The organism is Pseudoalteromonas sp. SWN29, from assembly GCF_015864465.1.
In the GTDB taxonomy this organism is placed as follows: domain Bacteria; phylum Pseudomonadota; class Gammaproteobacteria; order Enterobacterales; family Alteromonadaceae; genus Pseudoalteromonas.
In genome coordinates this window covers 1-3,096 of sequence record NZ_JADYXE010000101.1, presented here as the reverse complement: position 1 = coordinate 3,096, position 3,096 = coordinate 1, and the positions used below count along the sequence as shown (strand labels likewise).

General features: G+C 49.0%; 1 rRNA gene. It reads left to right on the top strand.

Annotated elements, in window-relative coordinates:
* Positions 1–172 precede the first annotated feature (172 nt).
* Positions 173–3,061: ribosomal RNA gene (locus tag I6F53_RS19950) — 23S ribosomal RNA — on the top strand.
* The last annotated feature ends 35 nt before the right edge of the window (positions 3,062–3,096 follow it).

Below are 3,096 nucleotides of genomic sequence, written 5' to 3'. Positions count from 1 at the left end.
ATACATTGTATTTATCAAGAGTTTTCAAAAGTAAAAAAAGAATGGTAGCAGTACCATTCAGTGCCATTTAGTTAACTCTTATGAGTTGATTGATTGGTATCTACTTTAGTATTCAATATTGACTTCTGGCGAAGTTAAACTGTCACAAAACAAAGACCCGTTTGGGTTGTATGGTTAAGTGACTAAGCGTACACGGTGGATGCCTTGGCAGTTGGAGGCGATGAAGGACGTATTAACTTGCGATAAGCCTAGTCAAGCTAGTAAAAAGCACTTGAGACTAGGATTTCCGAATGGGGAAACCCACCTGCTTGCAGGTATCGTTAACTGAATACATAGGTTAACGAAGCGAACGCGGAGAACTGAAACATCTAAGTACCCGTAGGAAAAGAAATCAACCGAGATTCCGAAAGTAGCGGCGAGCGAAATCGGAACAGCCCTTAAGCTTATTATGTGTTAATGGAAGGCTGCTGGAAAGCGCCACGATACAGGGTGATAGTCCCGTACATGAAAAGACATTTTAAGTGAAATCGAGTAGGTCGGAGCACGTGAAACTTTGACTGAATATAGGTGGACCATCATCTAAGGCTAAATACTCCCAACTGACCGATAGTGAACCAGTACCGTGAGGGAAAGGCGAAAAGAACCCCTGTGAGGGGAGTGAAATAGAACCTGAAACCGTGTACGTACAAGCAGTAGGAGCCCACTTGTTGGGTGACTGCGTACCTTTTGTATAATGGGTCAGCGACTTATATTTTGTAGCGAGGTTAACCGAATAGGGTAGCCGTAGGGAAACCGAGTCTTAACTGGGCGAATAGTTGCAAGGTATAGACCCGAAACCCGGTGATCTAGCCATGGGCAGGTTGAAGGTTGAGTAACATCAACTGGAGGACCGAACCCACTAACGTTGAAAAGTTAGGGGATGACCTGTGGCTAGGAGTGAAAGGCTAATCAAACCGGGAGATAGCTGGTTCTCCCCGAAATCTATTTAGGTAGAGCCTCGGACGAATACTTACGGGGGTAGAGCACTGTTAAGGCTAGGGGGTCATCCCGACTTACCAACCCTTTGCAAACTCCGAATACCGTAAAGTAATATCCGGGAGACACACGGCGGGTGCTAACGTCCGTCGTGAAGAGGGAAACAACCCAGACCGCCAGCTAAGGTCCCAAAGTCATAGTTAAGTGGGAAACGATGTGGAAAGGCCCAGACAGCCAGGAGGTTGGCTTAGAAGCAGCCATCCTTTAAAGAAAGCGTAATAGCTCACTGGTCGAGTCGGTCTGCGCGGAAGATGTAACGGGGCTAAACTATGCACCGAAGCTGCGGATTCATCTTAGGATGAGTGGTAGGGGAGCGTTCTGTAAGCCGTTGAAGGTGACCCGGGAGGGTTGCTGGAGGTATCAGAAGTGCGAATGCTGACATGAGTAACGATAATGGGAGTGAAAAACTCCCACGCCGGAAGACCAAGGGTTCCTATCCCATGTTAATCAGGGTAGGGTAAGTCGACCCCTAAGGCGAGGCCGAAAGGCGTAGTCGATGGGAAACAGATTAATATTTCTGTACTCGATATAATTGCGATGGGGGGACGGAGCAGGCTAAGCAAGCATAGCGTTGGTAGTCTATGTGAAAGTGAGTAGGGCGTTTGTTTAGGTAAATCCGGACAAACATTAAACCTGAGACACGAGACGAGTCACTACGGTGATGAAGTTGCTGATGCCATACTTCCAGGAAAAGCCTCTAAGCTTCAGATTATATGGAATCGTACCCCAAACCGACACAGGTGGTCAGGTAGAGAATACTAAGGCGCTTGAGAGAACTCGGGTGAAGGAACTAGGCAAAATCGTACCGTAACTTCGGGAGAAGGTACGCTCCTATCTGTGATGAGACTTGCTCTCTAAGCGGACGGGAGCCGCAGTGACCAGGTGGCTGGGACTGTTTATTAAAAACACAGCACTGTGCAAAATCGCAAGATGACGTATACGGTGTGACACCTGCCCGGTGCCGGAAGGTTAATTGATGGGGTTATCCTTAGGGAGAAGCTCTTGATCGAAGCCCCGGTAAACGGCGGCCGTAACTATAACGGTCCTAAGGTAGCGAAATTCCTTGTCGGGTAAGTTCCGACCTGCACGAATGGTGTAACCATGGCCACGCTGTCTCCACCCGAGACTCAGTGAAATTGAAATCGCAGTGAAGATGCTGTGTACCCGCGGCTAGACGGAAAGACCCCGTGAACCTTTACTACAGCTTGGCACTGAACATTGAACCTACATGTGTAGGATAGGTGGGAGACTTTGAAGCAGCGACGCTAGTTGTTGTGGAGTCAACCTTGAAATACCACCCTTGTAGTTTTGATGTTCTAACGTTGGCCCCTGAATCGGGGTTACGGACAGTGCCTGGTGGGTAGTTTGACTGGGGCGGTCTCCTCCTAAAGAGTAACGGAGGAGCACGAAGGTTGGCTAAGTACGGTCGGACATCGTACGGTTAGTGTAATGGTAGAAGCCAGCTTAACTGCGAGACAGACACGTCGAGCAGGTACGAAAGTAGGTCATAGTGATCCGGTGGTTCTGAATGGAAGGGCCATCGCTCAACGGATAAAAGGTACTCCGGGGATAACAGGCTGATACCGCCCAAGAGTTCATATCGACGGCGGTGTTTGGCACCTCGATGTCGGCTCATCACATCCTGGGGCTGAAGTCGGTCCCAAGGGTATGGCTGTTCGCCATTTAAAGTGGTACGCGAGCTGGGTTTAGAACGTCGTGAGACAGTTCGGTCCCTATCTGCCGTGGGCGTTTGAGAATTGAGAGGGGTTGCTCCTAGTACGAGAGGACCGGAGTGAACGAACCGCTGGTGTTCGGGTTGTCATGCCAATGGCATTGCCCGGTAGCTACGTTCGGAACTGATAAGCGCTGAAAGCATCTAAGCGCGAAGCAGGCCTCGAGATGAGTTCTCACTAGACTTTTAAAGTCTCTGAAGGGCCGTTGAAGACTACAACGTTGATAGGCAAGATGTGGAAGTGGTGTGAGCCATTAAGCTAACTTGTACTAATTACCCGTGAGGCTTAACCATACAACGCCAAACGCGTTTTATGTGATAGTGAAACA